The sequence below is a fragment of the Sphingomonas sp. MA1305 genome, assembly GCF_016107325.1.
Taxonomy (GTDB): domain Bacteria; phylum Pseudomonadota; class Alphaproteobacteria; order Sphingomonadales; family Sphingomonadaceae; genus Sphingomonas.
Map to the genome: position 1 here is coordinate 907,566 of NZ_RCVT01000001.1, position 20,238 is coordinate 927,803.

At 67.8% G+C, this 20,238-nt stretch carries 22 protein-coding genes and 2 tRNA genes; 15 read left to right on the forward strand and 9 right to left on the reverse strand.

All coding sequences use genetic code 11. The annotated features are described in order from the left end of the window. Positions 1-5: 5 nt before the first annotated feature. The 5 genes from D9601_RS04670 to D9601_RS04690 form a co-directional block, all read right to left on the reverse strand. Positions 6-905: an acyl-CoA thioesterase gene (locus D9601_RS04670; protein WP_198352720.1), complete on the reverse strand. Its 900-nt coding sequence runs from the start codon at positions 903-905 to the stop codon at positions 6-8. After that, complete coding sequence (locus D9601_RS04675; RefSeq protein WP_198352721.1) at positions 905-2,032, reverse strand: acyl-CoA dehydrogenase family protein; 1,128 nt, start codon at positions 2,030-2,032, stop codon at positions 905-907. The genes D9601_RS04670 and D9601_RS04675 overlap by 1 nt, the downstream gene beginning before the upstream one ends. 128 nt (positions 2,033-2,160) lie before the next feature. After that, entirely contained in the window at positions 2,161-3,351 is a 1,191-nt protein-coding gene (locus D9601_RS04680; RefSeq protein WP_198353383.1) for an acyl-CoA dehydrogenase family protein, read from the reverse strand. Between the two features lie 37 nt (positions 3,352-3,388). Further along, positions 3,389-5,401 carry a 3-hydroxyacyl-CoA dehydrogenase NAD-binding domain-containing protein gene (locus D9601_RS04685; protein ID WP_198352722.1) on the reverse strand — a complete coding sequence of 671 codons (2,013 nt, stop codon included), beginning with the start codon at positions 5,399-5,401 and terminating at the stop codon, positions 3,389-3,391. Positions 5,402-5,424: 23 nt separating this feature from the next. Then, on the reverse strand, positions 5,425-6,630 hold the full coding sequence (locus D9601_RS04690; RefSeq protein WP_232473816.1) for a serine hydrolase domain-containing protein: 1,206 nt from the start codon (positions 6,628-6,630) through the stop codon (positions 5,425-5,427). A 203-nt stretch (positions 6,631-6,833) separates the two neighbouring features. Between D9601_RS04690 and D9601_RS04695 the strand changes: the two genes are divergently transcribed. The 3 genes from D9601_RS04695 to D9601_RS04705 all read left to right on the forward strand — a co-directional run bounded on the left by D9601_RS04695 (position 6,834) and on the right by D9601_RS04705 (position 8,325). After that, positions 6,834-8,054, forward strand: a complete 1,221-nt coding sequence (locus tag D9601_RS04695) for an AI-2E family transporter (RefSeq protein WP_198352724.1) — start codon at positions 6,834-6,836, stop codon at positions 8,052-8,054. Between the two features lie 53 nt (positions 8,055-8,107). Beyond that, a tRNA-Asp gene (locus tag D9601_RS04700) sits at positions 8,108-8,184 on the forward strand. A 64-nt stretch (positions 8,185-8,248) separates the two neighbouring features. Continuing rightward, positions 8,249-8,325, forward strand: a tRNA-Asp gene (locus tag D9601_RS04705). 242 nt (positions 8,326-8,567) lie between these two features. Here the strand turns inward: D9601_RS04705 and D9601_RS04710 are convergent. From D9601_RS04710 to D9601_RS04725, 4 genes are all read right to left on the reverse strand, one after another. Further along, positions 8,568-8,774: a DUF2842 domain-containing protein gene (locus tag D9601_RS04710; RefSeq protein WP_198352725.1), complete on the reverse strand. Its 207-nt coding sequence runs from the start codon at positions 8,772-8,774 to the stop codon at positions 8,568-8,570. Continuing rightward, positions 8,771-9,307 (reverse strand): 5-formyltetrahydrofolate cyclo-ligase, encoded by a 537-nt coding sequence (locus D9601_RS04715; protein ID WP_198352726.1) that lies wholly within the window; start codon positions 9,305-9,307, stop codon positions 8,771-8,773. Before D9601_RS04715 ends, D9601_RS04710 begins: the two co-directional genes overlap by 4 nt. A 186-nt stretch (positions 9,308-9,493) precedes the next feature. Further along, complete coding sequence (locus D9601_RS04720) at positions 9,494-9,802, reverse strand: cell division protein ZapA (RefSeq protein ID WP_198352727.1); 309 nt, start codon at positions 9,800-9,802, stop codon at positions 9,494-9,496. Continuing rightward, entirely contained in the window at positions 9,802-9,984 is a 183-nt protein-coding gene (locus D9601_RS04725; protein WP_198352728.1) for a hypothetical protein, read from the reverse strand. The genes D9601_RS04720 and D9601_RS04725 overlap by 1 nt, the downstream gene beginning before the upstream one ends. 233 nt (positions 9,985-10,217) lie before the next feature. Between D9601_RS04725 and gap the strand changes: the two genes are divergently transcribed. From gap to D9601_RS04785, 12 genes are all read left to right on the forward strand, one after another. Then, positions 10,218-11,228, forward strand: coding sequence for a type I glyceraldehyde-3-phosphate dehydrogenase (gene gap, locus D9601_RS04730; protein ID WP_198352729.1), 1,011 nt, complete (start codon positions 10,218-10,220; stop codon positions 11,226-11,228). Positions 11,229-11,327: 99 nt separating this feature from the next. Next, a complete protein-coding gene (locus D9601_RS04735) occupies positions 11,328-11,813 on the forward strand; it encodes an MOSC domain-containing protein (RefSeq protein WP_198352730.1) in 486 nt (161 codons plus the stop codon). A 3-nt stretch (positions 11,814-11,816) separates the two neighbouring features. Further along, the gene (locus tag D9601_RS04740) at positions 11,817-13,010 is read left to right on the forward strand and encodes a phosphoglycerate kinase (RefSeq protein ID WP_198352731.1); all 1,194 of its coding nucleotides are present in this window, start codon (positions 11,817-11,819) and stop codon (positions 13,008-13,010) included. 71 nt (positions 13,011-13,081) lie between these two features. Next, positions 13,082-13,987, forward strand: a complete 906-nt coding sequence (locus D9601_RS04745; protein ID WP_198353384.1) for a fructose bisphosphate aldolase — start codon at positions 13,082-13,084, stop codon at positions 13,985-13,987. Positions 13,988-14,121: 134 nt separating this feature from the next. Continuing rightward, positions 14,122-14,835, forward strand: a complete 714-nt coding sequence (gene thiE / locus D9601_RS04750) for a thiamine phosphate synthase (RefSeq protein ID WP_198352732.1) — start codon at positions 14,122-14,124, stop codon at positions 14,833-14,835. Positions 14,836-14,869: 34 nt separating this feature from the next. Then, entirely contained in the window at positions 14,870-15,895 is a 1,026-nt protein-coding gene (locus tag D9601_RS04755) for a L,D-transpeptidase family protein (RefSeq protein WP_198352733.1), read from the forward strand. 4 nt (positions 15,896-15,899) lie between these two features. Continuing rightward, complete coding sequence (locus D9601_RS04760; RefSeq protein ID WP_198352734.1) at positions 15,900-16,508, forward strand: M23 family metallopeptidase; 609 nt, start codon at positions 15,900-15,902, stop codon at positions 16,506-16,508. A 72-nt stretch (positions 16,509-16,580) separates the two neighbouring features. Further along, positions 16,581-17,144, forward strand: coding sequence for an elongation factor P (efp, locus tag D9601_RS04765; RefSeq protein ID WP_198352735.1), 564 nt, complete (start codon positions 16,581-16,583; stop codon positions 17,142-17,144). A gap of 267 nt (positions 17,145-17,411) precedes the next feature. Beyond that, positions 17,412-18,224 (forward strand): inositol monophosphatase family protein, encoded by an 813-nt coding sequence (locus D9601_RS04770; RefSeq protein WP_198353385.1) that lies wholly within the window; start codon positions 17,412-17,414, stop codon positions 18,222-18,224. A gap of 218 nt (positions 18,225-18,442) precedes the next feature. Next, positions 18,443-18,817, forward strand: coding sequence for an NADH-quinone oxidoreductase subunit A (gene ndhC / locus D9601_RS04775; RefSeq protein WP_198352736.1), 375 nt, complete (start codon positions 18,443-18,445; stop codon positions 18,815-18,817). Next, the gene (locus D9601_RS04780) at positions 18,814-19,374 is read left to right on the forward strand and encodes a NuoB/complex I 20 kDa subunit family protein (protein WP_198352737.1); all 561 of its coding nucleotides are present in this window, start codon (positions 18,814-18,816) and stop codon (positions 19,372-19,374) included. Before ndhC ends, D9601_RS04780 begins: the two co-directional genes overlap by 4 nt. After that, positions 19,371-20,225 (forward strand): NADH-quinone oxidoreductase subunit C, encoded by an 855-nt coding sequence (locus D9601_RS04785; RefSeq protein WP_198352738.1) that lies wholly within the window; start codon positions 19,371-19,373, stop codon positions 20,223-20,225. Before D9601_RS04780 ends, D9601_RS04785 begins: the two co-directional genes overlap by 4 nt. Positions 20,226-20,238: the final 13 nt, after the last annotated feature.

A 20,238-nucleotide genomic window follows, 5' to 3' on the forward strand; every position in this document is an offset into this window, starting at 1 on the left:
CGGCCTCAGTCGCGGACGCGCTGCCGCATCAGCCCTTCCTGCGCGACGCTCGCCACCAGCCGACCGTCGCGGGTGAAGATGCTGCCGCGGTTCATGCCGCGGGCGTGGCCCGCCCAGGGGCTGTCGGTGGTGTAGAGCAGCCAGTCGTCGGCACGGAACGGCTCGTGCAGCCACAGCGCGTGGTCGAGGCTCGCGCATTGCATCTCCGGCATCAGCCAGTTGACGCCGTGCGGCATCATCGCCGTCGCCATCAGCGCCATGTCCGACGCATAGGCGAGGGCAGCGCGGTGCAGCTGCGGGTCGTCGCCGATCGGCGCGGCGACGCGGAACCAGGCGGCGTTGGTCGGCTCGCGCTTGACCGGCTGGAACCAGCTGCGCGGATAGAGCGGCCGCATCTCGATCGCATTCTGCCGCCGCAGGAAGAAGGCGCGGATCTTCTCCGGCACCTGATCCGCCACCGCCAGCCGCAACTCACGCTCGGACTTCAGTTCCTCCGGCGGCGGCACGTTAGGCATCGCGTTCTGATGGTGGAAGCCGTCCTCCGGCAATTGGAAGGAGGCGGCGAGATTGAGGATCGGCTGGCCCTTTTGCAGGGCAACGACGCGCCGGGTCGCGAAGCTGCGCCCCTCGAAATCGCGGATCACGCGGAAGATGATCGGGAAATCCTCGTCACCCGGCCGCATGAAATAGGCGTGGAGCGAATGTGCCTCCTTGCCGACCACCGACCGCTGCGCCGCCTGCAGCGCCTGGGCGATCACCTGCCCGCCGAACACCCGGCCGCGGCCACCGGGCTGGCGTGCGCCGCGGTACAGGTCGGTGTCGATCTCCTCGACATCGAGCAGCGTCACCAGCATCGCCGCCAATTCCTCCGGCGACTTCTGTGGTGGGAGGGCCGTTTCGTCCATCAATATCCCGCATTCCTCGCCAGTCGATCGGCGTGAAAGCCGACGTCGCCGAACATCTCCGCGAGCACCCGCGCCCGCTTCATGTAGAAGCCGACGTCATACTCGTCCGTCATGCCGATGCCACCATGCATCTGAATGGCTTCCTGCACCGACAGCGTCGTCGCCATGCCGGTCATCGCCTTGGCCACCGACACCGCCTCATCGGCGCGATCGCTGCCCGCGTCGAGCAGCTGCTGTGCCTTCAGCACGGCAGCGCGCGCCACCTCCATCTCGCTGTACAGATGTGCGGCACGATGCTGCAGCGCCTGGAAACTGCCGATCGTGGTGCCGAACTGCTTGCGTTCCTTGAGGTAGGTGACCGTCATGTCCATCGCGCCGCCGCCGACGCCGACCAGTTCCGCCGCGGCGCCGGTCCGGCCGGCACGGAGCAGGCGGCCGAGCGGATCGCGTCCGGCATCGACCTCGCCGATCACCGCATCGGCATCGACCTCAACCCCCTCGAAGGTCATGCGCGCTGCGAGACTGGCATCGGCGAGCCGCTCCGGCGTCGCGGTCAGCCCCACCGCGTCGCGGGGCACCGCGAACAGGGTGACGCCGTCCTGATCGTCGGCGCCGCCGGCGGTACGGGCGGCGACGATCAGCAGGTCGGCGACATGGCCGTGGGTGACGAATTGCTTCGAACCGGTCAGGCGGAAGCCGTTGCCGGCGCGCTCCGCGGTCATCGTGATCCGATCGCGGTGCTTCGGCCCCTCGTCGATCGAAAGCGCCGCGATCGCGTCTCCGGCCGCGATTCGCGGCAGCCATTCGCCCGCCTGGGCGCTGCCCTGCAAGGCCGCCACCGCCGCCACCGCGGTCGACAGGAAAGGCGAGGGGGAGAGGTTGCGGCCGATCTCCTCCAGCACCACGCCCGCCTCGACATGGCCGAGGCCGAGGCCGCCGTGCGCCTCGTCGATCAGGATGCCGGTGAAGCCCATTTCGGCGAACTGCTTCCACAAGTCGCGCGAGAAGCCTGTCGGGTCGTTGGCGTCGCGCAGGCCACGCAGATGCGCGACGGGCGCATGTTCGGCGACGAAGTCCTTGGCGGTATCGCGGAGCATCGTCTGTTCGTCGTTGAGATAGAGAGGCATGGTTGTCTCCTTAGCCCTCTCCCTTTGGGAGAGGGTCGGGTGAGGGCAGGGTAGCCGTTCCTGCTGCCCTCACCCTTCCGCCGCTGCGCGGCTCCCTTTCCCTCTCCCGGTGGGAGAGAGATGTCCGTTCAAGCGCCCGGCAGCTCGAGGATACGCTTGGCAATGATGTTGAGCTGGATCTCGCTGGTCCCGCCCTCGATCGAATTGGCCTTGGTGCGCAGCCAGGCGCGCGGCATCGCGCCGGTGCGCGAGCGCTCGCTCTCCCATTCCAGCGCGTCCGAACCGCCGGCCGCCATCATCAGCTCGTGGCGATCCTTGTTCAGCTCGGTGCCGACATATTTCATCATGCTCGGCTGGGCGGGGTGGGCGAGGCCGGCCTTGAGCTCGTCGATGAACCGCTCGCTCATCGCCGCGAACGCCTTGGCGCGTACCTCGAACAGCGCGATCTGCGAACGCAGCACCGGGTCGGCGAGGCGGCCGTCGTGGTCCAGGCCGATCGTCGCGATCGCGCCTTCGACCAGCGGGTTGCGCCCGCCGCCGCCGAGACCCATGCCGCTGATCATCTCGCGTTCGTGGCCGAGCAGGTATTTGGCGACGTCCCAGCCCTTGTTCTCGTCGTGGATGCGATTGGCCTTGGGTACCTTCACATTGTCCATGAAGGTCTCGCAGAACGGCGAATAGCCGCTGATCAGCAGGATCGGCTTGGTCGAGACGCCCGGCGTCTCCATGTCGAAGAGCACGAAGCTGATCCCGCCCTGCTTCGATTCTTTGCTGGTGCGCACCAGGCAGAAGATCCAGTCGGCCTTGTCGGCATAGCTGGTCCACACCTTCTGGCCGTTGACGATATAATGGTCGCCGCCATCCTCCGCGCTGGTGGCGAGACCGGCGAGATCGCTGCCGGCATTGGGTTCGGAATAGCCCTGGCACCAGCGGATCTCGCCGCGCGCGATCTTGGGCAGATGCTCGCGCTTCTGTTCCTCGGTGCCATATTTGAGCAGCGCCGGCCCGAGCATCGAGATGCCGAACGAGTTGAGCGGGTTGCGCGCGCGGATCGCCGCCATCTCCTCGCGCAGCACCTTGGTCTCCGCCGCGGACAGGCCGCCGCCGCCATAGTCCTTGGGCCAGTCGGGCACGGTCCAGCCGCGCTCCGCCATCGCCTTCAGCCAGCGCGCCTGCGGCGGGTTGGCAGCGGGGTCGTAGCGTCGGCCGCCCCAGCAGACGTCCTTGTCGGAGCGCACCGGCTCGCGCATCTCCGGCGGGCAATTGTCCGCCAGCCAGGCGCGGGTTTCGGTGCGGAAGGTATCGAGGTCGGTCATGATGTCCTCTCCCTGCGGATCGCTGGCGCGATCGCGATGCTTACTTGATGCTGCCGCTTTTCAGGCTCTGCGCGACAGGGAAGCCGTGCTTCTCCAGTCCGGCGACGACCTTGTCGTAGCCCTCGGTCTTCGCCCAGAACATCGGGCCGCCGCGGTACACCGGCCAGCCGTAGCCGTAGATCCAGACGACATCGACGTCCGACGCCCGCTGCGCCTTACCCTCCTCCAGGATCAGCGCGCCCTCGTTGACCATTGGATAGAGCGTGCGCTCGACAATCTCCTCGTCGGTCACCTCATGCTGCGGCGTGCCGGTCTTGTCGCGCCATTCCTGGATGATCGCGGCGACGCGGGGCGAGGGGGTCGGATTGCGCTTCTCGTCATAGTCGTAGAAGCCGGCTTGCTTCTTCTGACCCCAACGGCCCTCGGCAGCCAGCGCGTCGCGGACGTTCTCGATCCGGTTCGGGTCGCGGTGCCAGCCGATATCGACGCCGGCGAGATCGGCCATCTGGAACGGCCCCATCGGCATGCCGAAGGCGACGTGGACGCGGTCGATCTGTTCGGGCGTCGCACCTTCGAGCAGCAGCTTGTTGGCCTCGACCTGCCGCGGCATCAGCATGCGGTTGCCGATGAAGCCATAGGTGACGCCGGCGACCACGGCGACCTTCCGGATTTTCTTGGCGAGCGCCATGACGGTGGCGAGCACGTCTGGCGCGGTCTTGGCACCGCGCACCACCTCGAGCAGCTTCATCACATTGGCGGGCGAGAAGAAGTGCATGCCGAGCACGTCCTCGGGCCGCTTCGTGCAGGCGGCGATCTCATCGATATCGAGATAGGAGGTGTTGCTGGCGAGGATTGCGCCCGGCTTGGCGATGCCGTCCAGCCGCGTGAAGATCTCCTTCTTCACGTCCATATTCTCGTACACCGCCTCGATCACAAGGTCGCACTCGGCGAGTGCGTCGAAGTCGAGCGTCGGGGTCAGTGCCGCCATCGCGGCGTCGACCTGTTCCGGCTTCATCCGTCCCTTGGCGGCGGTCGCTTCGTAATTCTTGCGGATCACACCGGCGCCACGGTCGAGCGCCTCCTGCGCCATCTCGACGATCGTCACGGGGATGCCCGCCGACAGGAAGTTCATGGCGATGCCGCCACCCATCGTGCCGGCGCCGATCACGCCGACGCGCGCGATCGGGCGCAGCGGCGTGTCGGCTGGCACGTCATCGATCTTCGCCGCCTGGCGTTCGGCGAAGAAGATGTGGCGCTGGGCCGCCGACTGGTAGCCCATCATCAAGCGCATGAACTCCTGCCGTTCGAAGGCGATGCCCTGTTCGAACGGCACTTCGGTGGCCTTGACGACGCAGGTGATGTTGGCGGCGGGCGCATCGAAGCCGCGGAAGCGGCGGGCGTTCTCCTTCTGGAAGGCGGCGACCGCCTCGGGATCGGGCTGCACCGCGCGCTCGGACGCGCGCGGGATCGGCCGCTTCGCCTTGATCTCGCCGGCGAAGGCGATGGCGTCGGCGGCGAGGCTGTCCTCGCCGACGATCCGGTCGATCAGGCCCGCCTCCAGCGCGCGCTTGGCGGAGATCGGGTCGCCCTTGGCGGTCATCTCCAGCGCCAGCCGCACGCCGGCGAGGCGCGGCAGCCGCTGCGTGCCGCCCGCGCCGGGCAGCAGGCCGAGCTTCACCTCGGGTGTGCCGAGCTTCGCAGAGGGCACGGCGACCCGATAGTGGCAGCCGAGCGCGACCTCGCAGCCGCCGCCCAGCGCGGTGCCGTGGATCGCGGCGACGACGGGCTTGCTGCTTGCCTCGATCATGTCGACGACGCCGGGCAGCATCGGCTCGACCGGCGGCTTGCCGAATTCGGTGATGTCGGCACCGGCGAAGAAGGTGCGGCCGTCGCAGCGGATCACTATCGCGGCGATCGAATCGTCCGCCTCGCCCTCCTTGATCGCCGCTTCCAGGCCCTGGCGGACCGCGGCGCCGAGCGCGTTGACCGGCGGATTGTCGGAGATGATGACGAGCACGTCGTCATGGCGTTCGGTGCGGATCGGCGAGGTCATGGAATGGCTCCTGTGGTCAGGGATCAGTCGAGCGCGGCGTAGAGCATCGTCTTCAGCTCGCGGCGGATCGGGTAGAGGCTCGAGGGGCTGAGCTGGGTCATGAAGATGAGGTGCAGCCGCTCGACCGGATCGATGAAGAAGGCGGTCGAGAACATGCCGCCCCAATAATATTCGCCCGGCGATCCGGGGATCATCGTCTTGGCGACGTCCTGCGTCACCGCGAAGCCGAGGCCGAAGCCGACGCCGGCATTGTAGGTCTCGCTGAACAGCGAGCGTGACAGGCTGGCGAGATCGCGACCGCCGGGGAGATGGTTCATCCGCATCAGCTCCAGCGTCTTGCGGCCAAGGATGCGCGCGCCGTCGAGCGTGCCGCCCGCCTCGCACATCCGGCAGAAGCGATGATAGTCGAGCGCGGTCGATACCAGCCCGCCACCGCCCGACAGCAAGCGCGGGCGCTTGCTCCACGCGCTCGCCGCGCCGCGGTCGTAGAGGATGCGATTGCCGTCCGGTCCGACCGCCCAGCAGTCGGTCAGCCGGTCGAGCTTGTCCGCCGGCACCTGGAAGAAGGTGTCGTGCATGCCGAGCGGCGCGAAGATCCGCGTTTCGAAGAAGCGGTCGAGCGTCTCGCCGGACAGGCGCTCGACCACGGCGCCGAGCACGTCGGTCGCCACCGAGTAGTTCCAGCCCTCGCCGGGCGCGAATTCGAGCGGCAATCCGCCGAGCGCGGCGACGAAGCCGTCGAGGTCGTGGTTGCCGTGCCAGTTCTCCAACCGCGACTCGCGATAGGCAGCATCGACATTCGAGCGGTTCTGGAAGCCGTAGGTGAAGCCGGCGGTGTGGCGGAGCAGGTCGAGCATCCGCATCGGCTCGGCGACGGGCCGGGTGGCGAAGGGCACGCCGGCGCCGCCACCGTTATAGATGCCGGTGTCGCGGAATTCCGGCAGAACGTGATGGACCGGCGTGTCGAGCGCGACCTTGCCCTGTTCGACCAGCATCATGAAGGCGACCGAGGTGATCGGCTTGGTCATCGAAGCGATGCGGAACAGCGACCCTTCGTCGACCGTCGCGCCGCCGTCGCGGGCTGCGCCCTGATGCGAGAAATGCACGATCTCGCCGTCGCGGGCGATCAGCAGCTGCGCATGCGGCAGGCGGCCGCTGTCGAGATAGCGTTCGGCGATGAAGGCGTCGATCGCCGCCAGCCGCGCGGAATCGAAGCCCCGGCCGTCCATGCGATCTCTCCTCATCCCATACCTCAACTTCGAATTCGAACGTCTAACCACGGTTGGGTGGGTAAGATCAACAGTAACCTTCCGTCGAAAGTAGCATTTTGCGGCGATCTGCCGCAGCGAGGATATCGGCTTTTCCGTACGAATGCGGCGCAGGCTGAAGAAGAGCGCTTCCGTCCCCCGAAAATGCGCTAAGACGAAAGGTGATGATCGACGATCCCGTAGCGCCCGCCGCTCCCCTTTCCGCGCAAGACGAAGTGGCGCTGGGCGCGCCGCTGGTGCCGGGGGCGGACGAAATCGGGCGGATCGCGCAGCGGCGCGATCGGTTGCTCGCCGCATTGACGCTGATCGCCGGCATCGGCCTTGCCGTCGGGACGCCGTTCGCACTCAAATCGGGCGCCGAATTCTTCCTGCCGCTGACCGCCTCGCTGGTCATCGCGATCGCGCTGGTGCCGGTGCTCGAATGGCTGGAGCGGCGCGGCCTGCCGTCGGCGCTTGCCGCCTTGATCTGCCTGTTCGTCTTCCTGGTCGTCGCCAATATCGCGATCGCGGCGATCGTCGTGCCGGCGACCGACTTCTTCCAGCTGCTGCCGAGCCGGATCAGCCGCATCCAGCACAATCTGTCGCCGCTGCTCGACCTCTATTCGACGCTCGAGAAGTCGGTGAACAGGATGTTCCGCCAGATCGCGTCCAGCCCGCCGCGCCAGGCGCAGACCGCCGCGGTGTCGCCGCCCAGCTCGATCCTGGAACTGGCGGCGACCTCGGCGCCGACGGTCATCGTCCAGTTCCTGTTCGGCGTGCTGATCGTCTTCTTCTTCCTGTCCGGCTGGACGCGGATGCGGCGGCGGACGATCACCGGCCGGACCAGCTTCGACGGCGCAATGGCGACGGCGCGCGTGATCCAGGACGTGGTGGACGACGTGTCGGCCTATCTCGGCACGATCACGGCGATCAACATCACCCTGGGCCTCGTCGTTGCCGGCGCGCTCTACTTCATCGGCATGCCGTCCCCCCTGATGTGGGGCGGCATCGTGACGCTGCTCAACTACATCCCCTATTTCGGGCCGGTGATCGCGATGGTGCTGCTCGCGGTCGGCGGGATGATGGTGTTCAGCGACATCTGGGTGGCGATGCTGCCGCCCGCGGTGATGATCGGCTGCCACCTGGTCGAGGCGAATGCGATCACCCCGCTGATCGTCGGGCACCGGCTGACGATCAGCCCGCTGATGATCCTCATCTCGCTGAGCTTCTGGGGTTGGGTCTGGGGCACGGCGGGGGCGCTGCTGGCGGTGCCGCTGCTGATCATCATCCAGACCGTGCTGGGCGCGGCGGGCAAGCCCGACATCGCCGGTTTCCTGTTCGAGCACGGCACGCTGGTGCAGCAGGAGCGCGCGCGTCGCCGGCGAAACGAGGCCGGCGAAGAATAGGCCGTTGACACCCCGATGGGGTTCGCCTAGTCGGCGCGCCTCAACGCTTCCAAGCGGGTGTAGCTCAGTTGGTTAGAGCGCCGGCCTGTCACGCCGGAGGTCGCGGGTTCGAGCCCCGTCACTCGCGCCATTCCCTTTGCGGATGGCCGGATCAGCCGCGAAATGCAGTGCGCCAAAGCGCCGCGTGCCGTCACGCGGGTGTAGCTCAGTTGGTTAGAGCGCCGGCCTGTCACGCCGGAGGTCGCGGGTTCGAGCCCCGTCACTCGCGCCACGCTTCGTCATGGAAGCGTTCCCGATCGAAACGTCGCGAAGGTCGCACCGACGACGCGTTACGGAACGTCGCAACGGTCGCATCCGCGCCGCGTCGTGGAAAGTCTCAAAAGTCGCACGCGGAGCGGTAGGGATGGCAATGCACGCTGCCGTGCCGCGGCGCCCGGCATCTGATAAATCCGATTCCCCGACGGGGTGAGAAAGACGGGTGATCCTACCGTCCCAATCGCCTGTAGGACAGCGTCATCGCCAGCGGCCGGTTTCCATCCACAGCAGCAGCGGCTTGAGCGGCGCGATCCAGACGATCCCCGTCACCAGATAGAAGAGCGCCTGCAGCCACCAGGGCCAGCCGCCGACCATGCCCGACAGGCTGGTGACGAGAATGCACCAGAGCGCGATCAGCGCGAGGATGGCGAACATGCCGGCGGGCTTGCGCCAGGTCGGGGTCATGGGACGATCCATTCCGATTCGGTGACGATGGCGTGGAGTGGCACGTCCCAGGGATCGGGCACCAGCCCGTCCGTCTCCTGCATCGACCAGGCGACGCCGATCCGCCACGCATCCGGATAGGCCGCGAAGGCGCGATCGTAATGGCCGGCACCCTGGCCGAGCCGGTTGCCGCGCCGGTCGAAGCCGACCAGCGGCGTCAGGATGATGTCGGGTGCGACTTCCGGCGCCGTTGCCGCGGGTTGGCGCAGGCCGAACGGACCGGTGGTGAGCGGCGCGCCCGGCGACCATGTGAGAAAGCGGATCGGCGTCGCGCGATCGACCACATGCGGCAGGGCGAGCACGCAGCTGGCGGCGACCGCGGCGCGGGCGAGGGGGGCGGGATCCGCCTCGCTGCCGAGCGGCATGTAGGTGGCAACCACGACATCCGGCGCGAGCCGGTCGAGGAAGACGGAGGAGGGTGTCACCGCACCGTCGCGCGCGAAGGCGTCGCGTGCAGCGCGTAGATGGCCGCGCAGGATGCGCTTGTCGGTCATGATCGGAACACCGGGCGGGTGGCGGGACCGCCGTGGTCGTTTGCCGGAATATCCACTGACGCCCAATACGTCAGGTGGGGACCATGTACGTCAGGCCAGGGCCTGGGCAGGGACAGCCCCCTTGGATGAAGAATAGCCTCAGGGATGATCGAGGCTCGTGCCGGGCAGTACCCGCCGCCGACCGATTTAGGCGTTCGGAGGCGTATGCTCAAGGGCATCGGCCAGACTTTCGAGGCGATCGGCGATTCGCGCCAGCGTCGCCTCGCTGACGGCGGATCCTTCCGGCGCGCGATTCTCGCTCTCGTCAAGCGCATCGGCCAGCATCAATGCGACGAACAGCATCGCCCGCTCGCCCGGAATGTTGCCGGCGGCGCGCAGCCCGGCGGGCCAGCGCTCGGCGATCATCCGTCCGAGCATCTCCAGCCGCGGCTCGCCGCCGTCGCGGCAGGCGACGGTATGCTGACGGCCGCCGATATCCAGCGTGACCTGTGCCATCAGCCGGCGTTGCCCCGCGCGATCACCTCGTCGAGCGCACTGACCGCTTCCGCCATGCGCGCCTTGAGCGCGGCGTGACGGCGGGCAAGCGCGTCACCGGCCTGGGCGCGCGCGGCGATCGCCGCCTCGATGCGGGCGATGGCGGTGTCGATACGATCGACGGCGGTGGGGGCATCGGGCATTGCCGGCGAGGTAGGCGCGCGCGGCCGCGGCGGCAAGCGGGCAAACCGTCCGGCGGAGGCAGGCGGTTCGATTCGCGCGAAGACCGGCGCCGGCCGCGGCGTCGATCCGGGGCGGGACGTCTGCCGCCGCCGCACGCCGGTTGACAGCGACACCCCGCCCCCCCCAAAGGCGGGCGCGTCCGGTGCGGCCGGTTGTCCCGGCATCGCGCTGCATTCCCACGAGGAGAATCAGGATGACGGTGAAGGTTGCGATCAACGGCTTCGGACGGATCGGCCGCCTAGTCGCGCGCGCGATGATCGAGCGCGGCGGCGATGAGCTGGAACTGGTCGCGATCAACGACCTGGCCGATGCCAAGTCGAACGCCTGGCTGTTCAGCCGCGACAGCGTGCACGGCAAATATCCCGGCACCGTCACCGCCGAAGGCAACGACCTGGTCATCGACGGCAAGCGCATCCGCGTCACCGCCGAGCGCGACCCCGCCAATCTGCCGCACAAGGAACTGGGCGTCGATCTGGTGCTGGAGTGCACCGGCTTCTTCACCGACCGTGCGTCGTGCCAAAAGCACCTCGATGCCGGCGCCAAGAAGGTGCTGATCTCCGCGCCGGGCAAGAACGTCGACCTGACCGTCGTCTATGGCGTCAATCACGACAAGCTGACCGGCGATCACACGATCGTCTCCAACGCCTCGTGCACCACCAACTGCCTGGCGCCGGTCGCCAAGGTGCTGAACGATGCGATCGGCATCGAGCGCGGCCTGATGACCACGGTCCATGCCTACACCAACGATCAGAAGATCCTCGACCAGATCCACCCGGACCTGCGCCGGGCGCGCGCCGCGGCGATGAGCATGATCCCGACGACGACCGGCGCCGCGCGCGCGGTCGGCGAGGTGCTGCCGGAGCTGAAGGGCAAGCTGGACGGATCGGCGATCCGCGTGCCGGTGCCCGACGTCAGCCTGGTCGACCTGACCTTCACCCCGGCGCGCGACGTCACCAAGGACGAGGTCAACGCGCTGCTGAAGGCGGCGGCCGAGGACGGCCCGCTGAAGGGCGTGCTGGTCTATTCGGACGAGCCGCTGGTCTCGATCGACCTGATGCATTCGCCGCAGTCGTCGACCGTCGACAGCCTGGAGACGGCGGTGATCGACGGCAAGCTGGTCCGCGTGGTCAGCTGGTACGACAATGAATGGGGCTTCTCCAACCGCATGGTCGACACCGCGACCGCGATGGCCAAGTTCCTGTAAAGACGCCGCCATGCATGACCTCGTCATGGCGGGCCTAGCGACGCAATCCAGGGCGCCGCGCGCGACGCCCTGGATTGCCGCGTCGCTTCTCTCCTCGCCATGACGGAGGAGCCCGTGGGCGTGCTCGCCGGGATCGCCCGCCACGCCTTTCCCAAAGCGCCGATGGAATTGGTCGACCATGTCGACGTCACCGTCGACGGCGGCCTGCACGGCGATTTCCGCGGTGCGGTCAAGCCCGGCGGGCGCGGCCGGCGCCAGGTGACGCTGATGGAGGCGGGCGACTGGGCGGCGGCAATGGCCGAGCTGGACCACGCGATTCCGTGGCAGGAACGGCGCGCCAATTTGCTCGTCGAGCATCTCGACCTGCCGCAGACGGCCGGAACGTTGATCGGCATCGGCGCCGAGGTCATTCTGGAAATCACCGTCGAATGCGACCCGTGCAGCCGCATGGAGACGATCGCGACCGGCCTGAAGGCGGCGCTGACCCCCGACTGGCGGGGCGGCGCCTGTTCGCGCGTCAAGCGCGGCGGACGGATCGCGGTCGGCGATGCCATCCATATTCTCGATCCTTCGCAAGGACTGTAACACATGACGAGCAAGCCATTCAAAACGCTCGATGATATCGGCGATGTCACGGGCAAGCGCGTGCTGGTGCGCGAGGATCTGAACGTGCCGATGGCGGACGGGCAGGTGACCGACGATACGCGGCTGCGCGCGACGCTGGCGACGGTGACCGAGCTGGCGGATCGCGGCGCGATCGTGCTGGTGCTGGCGCATTTCGGCCGCCCCAAGGGCCAGCGTCATCCCGACATGTCGCTGGCGATGATCACCAAACCCTATGCGCAGGTGCTCGGCCGGCCGGTGCGCTTCGTCGATTGGGGCGGCGCGGCGGATGCCGTCGCGCAGATGCAGCCGGGCGACATTGCGGTGCTGGAGAACACGCGCTTCTTCGCCGGCGAGGAGAAGAACGACGCGGAGACGGTGCAGACCTTCGCCGCGATCGGCGACCTCTACGTCAACGATGCCTTTTCGGCCGCGCACCGTGCCCATGCCTCGACCGAGGGGCTGGCGCGGGTGCTGCCGGCCTTTGCGGGGCGGGCGATGGAGGCGGAGCTCGACGCGCTGGAGACGGCGCTGGGCAAGCCCGAACATCCCGTCGCCGCGGTGGTCGGCGGGGCGAAGGTGTCGACCAAGCTCGACGTGCTCAAGCATCTGGTCGGCAAGGTCGACCATCTGATCATCGGCGGCGGCATGGCCAACACCTTCCTCGCCGCGCGCGGCGTGAACGTCGGCAAGTCGCTGTGCGAGCATGATCTGACCGGCACGGCCGAGGCGATCCTCGATGCCGCCGACGCGGCGAACTGCACCGTCCATCTGCCCTATGACGTCGTGGTGGCGACCGAATTCCGGGCCAACCCGCCGGTGCGCACCGTCAACGTGCATGAAGTCGCCGCGGACGAGATGATCCTCGACGTCGGGCCGAGCGCGGTCGAGGCGCTGGGCGACGTGCTGAAGAACTGCCGCACGCTGGTGTGGAACGGTCCGCTCGGCGCATTCGAGACGCCGCCGTTCGACGTCGCCACCGTCAGCCTGGCGCGGACCGCGGCGGCGCTGACCCAGGAAGGGACGCTCGTGTCGGTGGCGGGCGGCGGCGACACCGTCGCGGCGCTCAACCAGGCGGGCGTCGCAGGTGATTTCTCCTTCGTGTCGACCGCCGGCGGGGCGTTCCTCGAGTGGATGGAGGGCAAGGAATTGCCCGGCGTCGCGGCGCTGACGCGGTGATTGCCGCGCCGCCGCGGCGCGGCTAACGCACGACGGCAACGCATACGTATGCATAAAGGAGAATGGGGATGATGGACACCGCCGCGATGACCGCGAAAATGGGCAAGGGCGACGGCTTCATCGCCGCGCTCGACCAATCGGGCGGGTCCACCCCCAAGGCGCTGAAAGGCTATGGCATCGAGGACGGCGCCTGGTCGAACGACGCCGAGATGTTCGACCTGATCCACCAGATGCGCGTCCGCATCATCACCTCGCCCGCCTTCACCGGCGACAAGGTGATCGGCGCGATCCTGTTCGAGCGGACGATGGATGGCGAGGCCGATGGCAAGCCGGTGCCGGCCGCGCTGCACGACCGCGGCGTCGTGCCGTTCCTGAAGATCGACAAGGGGCTGGAGGACGAGGCGAACGGCGTCCAGCTGATGAAGCCGATCCCCGGCCTCGCCGATCTGCTCGGCCGGGCGCGCGCGCTGGGCGTGTTCGGCACCAAGGAGCGGTCGGTGGTCAATCTCGCCAATCGCGAGGGGATCGCGGCGGTGGTGCGCCAGCAGTTCGAGGTCGCCGAAGAGGTGATCGCCTGCGGCCTGATGCCGATCATCGAGCCCGAAGTGAACATCAAGAGCGCCGAGCGTGCCGAGGCGGACGCGATCCTCACAGACGAACTGCTCAGGGCGCTGGATGCGCTCGACGCGGGCAAGACGGTGATGCTCAAGCTGTCGCTGCCGGCCAAGCCCGGCAGCTATGACGCGCTGATCGCCCATCCCAAGGTGGTGCGCGTCGTCGCGCTGTCGGGCGGCTACAGCCGCACCGACGCCTGCCGCGAACTGGCCAAGAACCCCGGCATGATCGCGAGCTTCAGCCGCGCCCTGCTCGAGGATCTGCGCGCCGGCATGAGCGATGCCGAGTTCGACAAGGCGCTGGGCGAGGCGATCGACGAAATCTACCAGGCGTCGACTCACAAGGTCGCCGAGGCGGCGTAACGGCCGCCGCGCCCTCAATCTTCCGGCGCTTCGCGCCTCCCTCCCTCTCCCGCCGGGAAAGGGAGGAGGTTGCGCAGCGACCGATAGGGTGAGGGTGGCTATCGTTTCGCGGGATCGCGCGATACAGCGCCCGCATGACCCTCGACGAAGACCCGCTCGGCCCGCTCGATCCCGATTTCGCCGCCGCTTTCCAGCGCGACCTGTCGCGGCCCGACTGCCAATTGTACCTGATCTCGCCGCTCGACGTCGGCGGGGCGTTCCCGGACCGGCTGGCGCGGGCGCTCGACGCCGGGCCGGTCGCCGCCTTCCAGTTCCGCGTCAAGGACATCGACCAGCATAGCGCCGCGCGCCTGGCCGAGCCGCTGCAGCGGATCTGCGCCGATCGCGACGTCGCCTTCATCGTCAACGACAGCGTCAGCCTGGCCAAAAGGATCGGCGCCGACGGCGTCCACCTCGGCCAGGGCGATGGCGACGCGCGCGAAGCGCGCAGCCTGCTCGGCCCGGCGGTGCAGATCGGCGTGACCTGCCACGACAGTCGCCATCTGGCGATGGAGGCGGGCGAGGCGGGCGCCGATTATGTCGCCTTCGGCAGCTTCTACCCGACCACGACCAAGCAGGTCGAGCATCATCCCGAGCCGGTGGTCCTGTCCTGGTGGTCGGCGCTGTTCGAGCTGCCCTGCGTTGCGATCGGCGGCATCACGCCGGCCAATGCCGCGCCGCTGATCCGCGCCGGCGCGGACTTTCTGGCGGTGTCCGGCGCGGTGTGGAACGGCGACGAGGCGGCGGCGGTGCAGGCCTTTGCCGCAGTGCTGGCGGATCATTCCGGCCGGGAAACAACGGGTCGCTGAGCCGTTTCCCTTCCACATCCATGTGGGAGGTTGCATGTTCAAGCGTTCCTTCGCCGCCGCGGCCGCTCTGGTCGCGCTCGCCGGTGCCACCGAAGGGCGGGGGCAGGCCCCGGCGGCGCCGGCATCCGCCGCCAAGCCGACGACGATCGACCGGTCGATCCTGCACGTCCAGGTGATCCTCGACTCGCTCGGCTTCGGGCCCGGCGTGCTCGACGGCAAGGGCGGCCAGTCGCTGACCGCGGCGCTGAAGGGCTTTCAGGAGGCGAAGGGGTTGCCGATCACCGGCAAGCCCGACCAGCGCACGCTGCAGGCGCTCTATCCCTATCGCGCCAAGCGCCCGACCGCGCGCTTCGTGCTGACGCAGGAGGCGCTGGCAGGGCCGTTCGTCGGTCCGCTGCCCAAGGATTACGCCAAGCAGGCGCAGCTGCCGACGCTCGGCTACGCCGATCCGATGGAAAAGCTGGCGGAGATGTTCCACACCACCAAGGCCACGCTGATCGCGCTCAATTCGCCCGATACGCGGCTGAAGGTCGGCAATGCGATCGTCGTCCCCAACGATCTGCCCGCGTCGCGCAACTATGATCCCAAATTGCCCGATCACTGGCGCGCCACGCTCAACATGCTCAACGTCGATGCCAACCAGCCGGTCGCCGATCACATTGTCGTCGACAAGTCGGACGGCGTGCTGCGCGTGCTCGATGCGCAGGACAAATTGATCGCGCAGTTCAGCGCGACCATGGGGTCGAGCCACGACCCGTTGCCGCTCGGCACCTGGAAGATCTACGGCGCTGACTATAATCCCAAGTTCCACTACAATCCGGCGCTGTTCTGGGACGCGAAGAAGGGCGACAAGAAGGAGATGCTGCCCGCCGGTCCGAACGGCCCGGTCGGCGTCGTCTGGCTCGACCTGTCGAAGGAGCATTACGGCATCCACGGCACGCCCAATCCCGAACTGATCGGCCGGACCGAAAGCCACGGCTGTATCCGCCTGACCAATTGGGATGCCGCGCGGCTGGCGCAGATGATCAAGCCGGGCACCAAGGCGGTGTTCCAGGCCTGATCGCATGCCGCGACTGTTCTGGGCGATCCTCGCGCTGATCGTGCTCGTCGCGGCGGCCTTCGTCGCGACCACCCGCTTCGGCACGGCGGAGGAGGGGGCGCCCGTCGTCCGCACGCTGACGACGAAGATCGAGCGGCTGTTGCCGCGTCGACAGGGCGCGGCAAACGGCGGGAGCTGGCGAATCCCGGTCGCGGGGGTACGGCGGGCGGCCTTGTACGACAGCTGGGGCGATGCGCGGGAAGGCGGGGCACGCGGACATCATGGTCTGGACATTCCCGCCGCCTCCGGCACGCCGGTGGTCGCCGCGGCGGACGGGCGGGTCGAGAAGCTGTTCCAGTCGACCCGCGGCGGCACGACCATCTACGTCCGCACGGCCGACCCGCGCTGGGTCCATTATTATGCCCACCTCGCCGGCTATGCGCCCGGCCTGGCCGAGGGGCAGGCGGTGCGCGCCGGGCAGACGATCGGCTTCGTCGGCGACACCGGCGATGCGGGCGCGGGCAATTACCATCTGCATTTCGGCGTGCAGCGGATGGCACCGGGCGAAGGCTGGTGGCAGGGCCAGGATGTCGATCCCTACCCGATGCTTGCCGGAAAGGCGGCCGCGCGGTAAAGGCTGCCGCCTTCCGGGTGCGACCCCGACGGGAACGTCGCGCCCACTCGCTCTTTCCAGTAGGTTCAGATCATGAAGATCAGCGGCGTGGACATCCGTCCCGGCAATATCATCGAATATGAAGGCGGCATCTGGCGCGCGGTCAAGATCCAGCACACCCAGCCCGGCAAGGGCGGCGCCTACATGCAGGTCGAGCTGAAGAACCTGCGCGACGGCCGCAAGAACAACGTCCGCTTCCGTTCCGCCGAGACGGTCGAGCGCGTCCGCCTCGACACCAAGGACTTCCAGTTCCTGTTCGCCGAGGGCGACGGCCTGGTCTTCATGGACAAGGATACCTACGATCAGGTGACGCTGCCGCGCGACCTGCTCGGCGACGCCGCCGCCTTCCTGCAGGACGGCATGGACGTGGTCATGGAAATGTATGACGAGGAAGCGATCAGCGTCCAGCTGCCCGACACGATCGAGGCGACGATCGTCGAGGCGGACGCGGTGGTGAAGGGGCAGACCGCCTCGTCCAGCTACAAGCCCGCGATCCTCGATAACGGCGTGCGCATCATGGTGCCGCCGCATATCGCCAGCGGTACGCGCATCGTCGTCGACGTGTACAACCAGGAATATGTCCGCCGCGCGGACTGAGCCTGAACCCTCTCCCTCCAGGAGTTTCAGGTCGATCATGCCCCAGGCATGATCTAAACGGTGCGGGGCACCGTTTACCTGAAACTGGTGGCCGAGCGTAGCGAGGTCGGGTGAGGGCAGTGGCCCATCCCGTCCTCACCCTCCCACCGCCTGACGGCGGCGGGCCCAGCTGCGGGGTGGTTCACACCCCGTGTGATCCAGGGCATGCCGGTGGCATGCCCGACCCCGTCACTCTCTCCTGACAGGAGAGGGGATATGGAAAGCACCATGCCCTCCCATTCCGGTCTCTTCACCGTCATCGAACGTGCCGCCCGCAAGGCGGGGCCGCGGCTGCGGCGCGACTTCAACGAGGTCCAGCATCTGCAGGTCAGCCGCAAGGGGCCGGCGGACTTCGTCTCGATCGCCGACAAGCGCGCCGAGCAGACGTTGTTCGAGGAGTTGCAGCGGGCGCGGCCGGACTGGGGCTTTCTGATGGAGGAGGGCGGCGAGGTCGCAGGCGACCCCAACAAGCCGCGCTTCATCATCGACCCGCTCGACGGCACCAGCAACTTTCTGCACGGCATCCCCCATTTCGCAATCTCGATCGCGGTCGAGGAGCCGCTGCCCAACGGCAAGCGCGAGGTGACCACGGCGCTGGTCTACCAGCCGATCACCGACGAGAGCTTCTGGGCGGAAAAGGGCCGCGGCGCCTGGCACACCGACCAGCGGCTGCGCGTCTCGGCGCGGCGCGACCTGTCGGAGGCGCTGATCGCCACCGGCATCCCGTTCCTGGGCCACGGCAATTTCGCCGAGTGGAGCAGGATCTTCGGGGCGATCGCGCCGGAAGTCGCGGGTATCCGCCGGTTCGGATCGGCGGCGCTCGACCTCGCCTGGGTCGCGGCGGGGCGGTTCGACGGCTATTGGGAATCGGGGCTGAAGCCCTGGGACACGGCGGCGGGCCTGCTGCTGGTCAAGGAAGCGGGCGGCTATGTCACCGACTTCCGCGGTGCCGACCGGGCGATGGAGCGCAACGAGTTCCTCGCCGCCAACGACGGCCTGCACAGCAAGCTGCACAAATTGGTGGCGGGCGCGCTGCGCTAAACCAACCGGCGTTTCGCACTCACCCTCACCCTGTCGTCGGCTGCGCGACCTCTTCCCTCTCCCGGCGGGAGAGGGAGGGAGCGCCGTGGGCGCGGAAGGGTGAGGGTGGATGTCGTATCATTGCCTCCTGCGATTCATTCTCACAGCCCCATGGCCTTGCCCGGTCCCGGCCACGGGCCTAAAGCGGCGCCATCCACTTCGCACGTGCGAGAAGCCTCTTGGTCGACCTGTCGCAATATCTTCCGATCCTCATCTTCCTGGGCATCGCGCTCGCGCTGTCGAGCGCCTTCGTGTTCCTGCCCATGGCGGTCGCCCGGCTGACCGGCGCGCACAAGCCGAACGAGCAGAAGCTCAGCGAATATGAGTGCGGCTTCCCCGCCTTCGAGGATCCGCGCAGCCAGTTCGACGTGCGATTTTATCTGATCGCCATTCTGTTCATCATCTTCGATCTCGAAGCAGCCTTCCTATATCCTTGGGCAGTCAGCGTTTTTACGCTCGGCTGGACCGCGTGGATCTCCATGATGATCTTCATCGGCGAGCTGGCGCTGGGACTCGTATACGCCTGGAAGAAGGGAGCGTTGGATTGGGAATGACCCCCACATCCGGACCCGTTGAGCTCAATCGCGCGGCCGGCGCCTCGTCGCTGGTGCCGCCCGACCAGGGCTTTTTCGACAGCCTGAACGGTGAGCTGACCGACAAGGGCTTTCTGGTCACCTCGACCGAGGAGCTGTTCCAGTGGGCCCGCACCGGCTCGCTGTGGTGGATGACCTTCGGCCTCGCCTGCTGCGCGGTCGAGATGATCCACGTCAACATGCCGCGCTACGATCTGGAGCGGTTCGGCGCCGCGCCGCGCGCGTCGCCGCGCCAGTCGGACGTAATGATCGTCGCCGGCACGTTGTGCAACAAGATGGCGCCGGCGCTCCGCAAGGTCTACGACCAGATGTCGGAGCCCAAATACGTCATCTCGATGGGCAGCTGCGCCAATGGCGGCGGCTATTACCATTACAGCTATTCGGTGGTGCGCGGCTGCGACCGCGTCGTGCCGGTCGACATCTACGTGCCCGGCTGCCCGCCGACCGCGGAGGCGTTGCTGTACGGCATCATGCAGCTGCAGCGGAAGATCCGCCGCGCCGGGAGCATCGAACGGTGAGGGCGCCCGCACCCGCTTATGCCGCCCATCTCAACGATGCGACGATCGAGCTGGCGCAGGCGACGCTCGGCGCCGCGCTGAGCCATGCGGTGGCGGAGGTCGGCGAGGTCAAGCTGTACGTCGAGCGCGAGGACATCGTCCGGGCGCTGACCGCGCTGCGCGACACGCCGGGCCTCGAATATCAGCAGCTGATGGAGATCGCCGGCGTCGACTATCCGGAACGCCCCGAGCGGTTCGAGGTCGTCTACTGCCTGTTGTCGCTGACCCGCAACCATCGCCTGCACGTCCATGTCTCGACCGACGACGTGAAGCCGGTGCCGTCGGTGACGGGGATCTGGCCGGTCGCCGGCTGGCTCGAGCGCGAGATCTACGATCTGTACGGCGTGCTGTTCAGCGGCAATGCCGACCTGCGCCGCATCCTGACCGACTATGGCTTCCGCGGCCATCCGCTGCGCAAGGACTTCCCGATGACCGGGTTCGTCGAGATGCGCTATTCGGAGGAGGAAAAGCGCGTCGTCTACCAGCCGGTGAGCCTTGCGCAGGACTTCCGCAACTTTGACTTCCAGAGCCCGTGGGAGGGCGCGGAATATGTCCTTCCCGGCGACGAGAAGGGCATGTTGCCGGAGGCCAAGGGCGCGCCGACGCCGCTGAAGGCGGATGAGATCCAGAAGGCCGACGCCACCAGGACGCCGACCGAGGCGCCGAAGGCGGGCAGCGAGCCCTATGCCAAGACGACCACGACCGACACCGGCAAGACCGGTGCGGGCGAGGCGCATGGCGGTAACAAGGCCGAGAGCAAGCCGCAGGAGTCGGACGTCGTGCCGACCAAGGGTGAAGGACAGAACCAGTGAGCGACTATGTCAG

What these genes read in the sequence shown, in the direction of transcription:
- D9601_RS04670 (WP_198352720.1), bottom strand. Translation starts at nt 905, where the DNA reads ATGGACGAAACGGCCCTCCCACCACAGAAGTCGCCGGAGGAATTGGCG.
- D9601_RS04675 (WP_198352721.1), bottom strand. Translation starts at nt 2,032, where the DNA reads ATGCCTCTCTATCTCAACGACGAACAGACGATGCTCCGCGATACCGCC.
- D9601_RS04685 (WP_198352722.1), bottom strand. Translation starts at nt 5,401, where the DNA reads ATGACCTCGCCGATCCGCACCGAACGCCATGACGACGTGCTCGTCATC.
- D9601_RS04690 (WP_232473816.1), bottom strand. Translation starts at nt 6,630, where the DNA reads ATGGACGGCCGGGGCTTCGATTCCGCGCGGCTGGCGGCGATCGACGCC.
- D9601_RS04695 (WP_198352724.1), top strand. Translation starts at nt 6,834, where the DNA reads ATGATCGACGATCCCGTAGCGCCCGCCGCTCCCCTTTCCGCGCAAGAC.
- D9601_RS04710 (WP_198352725.1), bottom strand. Translation starts at nt 8,774, where the DNA reads ATGACCCCGACCTGGCGCAAGCCCGCCGGCATGTTCGCCATCCTCGCG.
- D9601_RS04715 (WP_198352726.1), bottom strand. Translation starts at nt 9,307, where the DNA reads ATGACCGACAAGCGCATCCTGCGCGGCCATCTACGCGCTGCACGCGAC.
- D9601_RS04720 (WP_198352727.1), bottom strand. Translation starts at nt 9,802, where the DNA reads ATGGCACAGGTCACGCTGGATATCGGCGGCCGTCAGCATACCGTCGCC.
- D9601_RS04725 (WP_198352728.1), bottom strand. Translation starts at nt 9,984, where the DNA reads ATGCCCGATGCCCCCACCGCCGTCGATCGTATCGACACCGCCATCGCC.
- gap (WP_198352729.1), top strand. Translation starts at nt 10,218, where the DNA reads ATGACGGTGAAGGTTGCGATCAACGGCTTCGGACGGATCGGCCGCCTA.
- D9601_RS04735 (WP_198352730.1), top strand. Translation starts at nt 11,328, where the DNA reads ATGACGGAGGAGCCCGTGGGCGTGCTCGCCGGGATCGCCCGCCACGCC.
- D9601_RS04740 (WP_198352731.1), top strand. Translation starts at nt 11,817, where the DNA reads ATGACGAGCAAGCCATTCAAAACGCTCGATGATATCGGCGATGTCACG.
- D9601_RS04745 (WP_198353384.1), top strand. Translation starts at nt 13,082, where the DNA reads ATGGACACCGCCGCGATGACCGCGAAAATGGGCAAGGGCGACGGCTTC.
- thiE (WP_198352732.1), top strand. Translation starts at nt 14,122, where the DNA reads ATGACCCTCGACGAAGACCCGCTCGGCCCGCTCGATCCCGATTTCGCC.
- D9601_RS04755 (WP_198352733.1), top strand. Translation starts at nt 14,870, where the DNA reads ATGTTCAAGCGTTCCTTCGCCGCCGCGGCCGCTCTGGTCGCGCTCGCC.
- D9601_RS04760 (WP_198352734.1), top strand. Translation starts at nt 15,900, where the DNA reads ATGCCGCGACTGTTCTGGGCGATCCTCGCGCTGATCGTGCTCGTCGCG.
- efp (WP_198352735.1), top strand. Translation starts at nt 16,581, where the DNA reads ATGAAGATCAGCGGCGTGGACATCCGTCCCGGCAATATCATCGAATAT.
- D9601_RS04770 (WP_198353385.1), top strand. Translation starts at nt 17,412, where the DNA reads ATGCCCTCCCATTCCGGTCTCTTCACCGTCATCGAACGTGCCGCCCGC.
- D9601_RS04780 (WP_198352737.1), top strand. Translation starts at nt 18,814, where the DNA reads ATGACCCCCACATCCGGACCCGTTGAGCTCAATCGCGCGGCCGGCGCC.